This is a genomic window from Flavobacterium silvaticum, assembly GCF_012911565.1.
GTDB classification, from domain to species: Bacteria; Bacteroidota; Bacteroidia; order Flavobacteriales; family Flavobacteriaceae; genus Flavobacterium; species Flavobacterium silvaticum.
Genome location: NZ_JAAMPU010000078.1, coordinates 1 through 3,522 on the forward strand (window position 1 = coordinate 1; position 3,522 = coordinate 3,522).

Here is a 3,522-nt window from a genome sequence, read left to right on the forward strand (position 1 = left end):
ACAGCGGCTAAGCAAGATTGCTCCTACTCGATCATTGTACCAAGTTTTTTCTTAACTTCCATCGTGGTTAGCCGAGCCAACTTTCTCCGAAAACCGCAACCTCGCTTAGCCGCGGAACGTTATGGCAAATGTCAAAATCACGAACTGAATGAACATTTCAAATTACACTGAAACTATAAGGAATCTAAAACCATTATCAGATTCTAAATTCACTTATAAAAAAGATAAATGGCTTAAGCTAAATGAAGCTTATAAACGTTTCATTTCAGACTTTGAAGAAAAAGAAATTTCTAGACAAGACATTATCAACGCATACAAACAGTTCTATTCAGGAACTTTAGGATGGGAAACTGCATTTTTACTAACAATGGTATGGGGATTTTCAGATACCGGATATGGAACTTTTAGAACAAATAATTACATCGGACTTGAAAATCGCGAGAAAATAATAAATGCGTTAAACGCTATAGAAACGAACGACTTGGAATTTGCATATAAGAGTCTCAAATCGATTCAGGGCTTAAGTATAAGTTATATATCTAAAGTTTTATACTTCGCCACACGAGCTTGCGACTACAAAGATTACGCTTTGATTTTCGATATACGTGTAGCCAGATCATTAGTAAAATTGACGTCTTTACCTGAAATATTTGAAATCGTAGAAATAAATCCTTCCTCAAAATTTGCTCACTACAAGTTGTATAATTCTATGATTCACAACTATTCTCAGAAATATAATTTGGAACCAGAATCACTTGAAATGTTTTTATTTAAACAAGAATTCTAAAAAGACACTCGCCATAACAGCCGCTCACCGCAATTGCTATTTTCGTTTTGTTGAACCTTTCATTTTTTCAGTACTTTTACGATAAGCCGAGAGTAAAATCTCCGAAAGCCGCAACTGCGTTGAAGCGGCGAAGCGTTACGCGACAATTTTGAAGCTCACATGGAAATATCATTTAAAGGCAGACCAAGCTCTTACAATTTCAGATTTCTAAGATCATTATTAATAATTCCATTGGGATTTGCTATTTCTTATCTATACCTTTTTCAAGGAAAATTCGCAGATCAGTTATCTTTTAATCTCAAAATTATAATATTAGTAATTTTCCTAATCACGGCTTGCTATGGAATATATTATCAATCACAAATTACCAGAACAGTTATTAACGAAGTTAAATTTACTAACGATACAATTGAATTAATTGGTTTAGATTATAACAAATTCTTTAAAGATATATTCCCAATATCGGACGTAGTATTAGAAATTCAAAAAGAAGATTTAGGTAAAAACCATCATAGATACTGCATAGAATTTTACTACGACAATAAATATTACTACATCAATAAGTTTAATGACTGGTCGTATAAAAATTTAAAAGCTATAGTTGATCAATACAAAAAAGAAACTCAAAAAGAAGTAATGGGTATGAGGTTTTATACAAATCTCACAAATGAGGATTAATAAATCGTCGCGTAACAGCCGCTAAGACGAGATTACTGCTTTCATGTTCAACAACTTGCCATTTTTTAAGTAACTTTACGTACAGCCGATGCTGTAATCTTCGGAAGTCCGTAACCTCGCTTAGCGGCGAAACGTTATAAGCAAATTTAATGAGCAAAATGGAAAAAGACCAAAAGAGTTGTTTTATTATCATGCCAATATCCGATCAAGAAGGTTATGAAAAAGGGCATTTCACTCGAGTATACCAGCATCTGATAAACCTGCATGTGAAAAAGCAGGATTTAAACCTATCAGAGCGGATGATGAATTTAAAACAAACTATATTGTAATTGGCATAGTTAGAAAAATAATTGAATCAGATCTAGTTTTATGTGATTTAAGCTCAAAAAATCCCAATGTACTTTATGAGTTAGGTATTAGGCAAGCTTTTAACAAAAAATCGGTCCTAATAAAAGATATCAAAACGACTAAAATTTTTGATATTCAAGGAATTAGAACTATTGATTACGATTCGAATCTCAGAGTTGACGAAGTACAAAAAAATATTATAAATATTTCACGAACATTACAGGATACATATGAAAACCAAAATGATGATGTAAATTCTTTGATACAACTTTTGTCAATAAAACCTGCAGAAATCAAAAATGGTCAAGAAATTTCGCTAGAGTCACAGCTTATAATGGAGTCACTAAATGAGATTAGTAATAGGATTAATAAATTGGAGTCAAAAAATCAATTTGTAGTTAGCAATACTATTGAACCATACACTAAAACTTATAAACTAAATAACGATACCGTAGTCCTTGGAGAAGATATTTATGCAGAGCATGAACATGTTGGAAGACTCGTGGACTTTCATCCAGATGCAGTATTTTTAGAAAAAGACAATAAAATTATAAAAATAGGGAAATCAGATAAGAAATATAAATTACTATATTCACTTCCTTTTTAAAGAAAATCTGCTTATAACAGCCGGTAAAAAAAAGCGCTGCTTTCAGGTTGTTGCACCATACATTTTTAAGTAAATTTACGGTCAGCCGAGAGTACTATTTCTTAAGGCCGCGCCTTCTTTTACCGGCGAAACGTTAGTGGCAACCATAAAACCATATCAAATGAACAACACTTTAGAAGTGATACTCTACTTTTCGATTCTGATTTTAGTTCCAATCATTTTTATGCTTCCGCTTCTAATAAAAGTTTCTAAAATTAGTAACGACAAGAATAAAATTATAACACTTCATCTCGGGAAAACCAAGATAATTACCACTAAAAATAATATAGTATCACTTATCGTTTCTATTGTCTTAATTTTTATAATGGATAATATAGTTCCAATACCTTTCTTTTTATATTTAATCTTAATTTATATTTCATTTACTGTTGGCAGAAATATTCAAATCGTTGACAAAGGTGAAATGATTGCTGTTGATAGTAAAAAGATTAAAACTGACTTAAATGAAACTTTAGCAAAAATTAAATCTTCAATTTCAGCAATTGAGAATCTTGCGCTTGAGCTCGAATCAAAAGATTCTGAGATTACAGAAAAAGGAAATGTGGCTAAGGAACTTGATTCTTCAATAGCCTCCAAATTGAGTGAGTATGAAACCGCGAAAAATTTATCTGAAGAAGAAAAGCGGCTTATTATGAATTATCAAAAAAGTGCAAATCGTAAAGGTTTTTTTGGCCTAATCGGGATTGTTGTTGGGTCAATTCTTTTAAATTTAATTGCTAATATTATTTGGGCATATTTCGGAAATCCGGATAAGGCAACGTTGACAGAATATTTATTGTCTTTGACTAAATAATAGGCAGCCACTAACAGCCGGTTAGCACCAGTGCTGCCTTCAAGTGATTGAATCAGCCATTTTTTAACTACATTTACGTCCAGCCGAGACAATTATCTCTGAAAGGCCGCACCGGAGCCAACCGGCGAAACGTTACCTGCCATTTCAGAAAAAATCGCTTTAAGCAGCATTTAAGTATTTAAAAAAGATAAAATAAAAACTTATGAAAATTATTAGATTAAAAGATGACTCAGGCTATGATCAAGTTAT

4 protein-coding genes are annotated in these 3,522 nt (G+C 32.1%); all 4 read left to right on the forward strand.

Annotation, left to right across the window (positions count from 1 at the left end):
• Nucleotides 1-148: 148 nt before the first annotated feature.
• The gene (locus G6047_RS00420) at nt 149-787 is read left to right on the forward strand and encodes an 8-oxoguanine DNA glycosylase OGG fold protein (RefSeq protein WP_169525346.1); all 639 of its coding nucleotides are present in this window, start codon (nt 149-151) and stop codon (nt 785-787) included.
• Between the two features lie 159 nt (nt 788-946).
• The gene (locus G6047_RS00425) at nt 947-1,465 is read left to right on the forward strand and encodes a hypothetical protein (protein WP_169525348.1); all 519 of its coding nucleotides are present in this window, start codon (nt 947-949) and stop codon (nt 1,463-1,465) included.
• A gap of 607 nt (nt 1,466-2,072) precedes the next feature.
• Entirely contained in the window at nt 2,073-2,420 is a 348-nt protein-coding gene (locus G6047_RS00430) for a hypothetical protein (RefSeq protein WP_169525349.1), read from the forward strand.
• A 160-nt stretch (nt 2,421-2,580) separates the two neighbouring features.
• Entirely contained in the window at nt 2,581-3,273 is a 693-nt protein-coding gene (locus G6047_RS00435; RefSeq protein ID WP_169525351.1) for a hypothetical protein, read from the forward strand.
• Nucleotides 3,274-3,522: the final 249 nt, after the last annotated feature.

Bases quoted from the DNA above. Each gene is read 5' to 3' on its own strand.
- G6047_RS00420 (WP_169525346.1), top strand. From the start codon at position 149: ATGAACATTTCAAATTACACTGAAACTATAAGGAATCTAAAACCATTA.
- G6047_RS00425 (WP_169525348.1), top strand. From the start codon at position 947: ATGGAAATATCATTTAAAGGCAGACCAAGCTCTTACAATTTCAGATTT.
- G6047_RS00435 (WP_169525351.1), top strand. From the start codon at position 2,581: ATGAACAACACTTTAGAAGTGATACTCTACTTTTCGATTCTGATTTTA.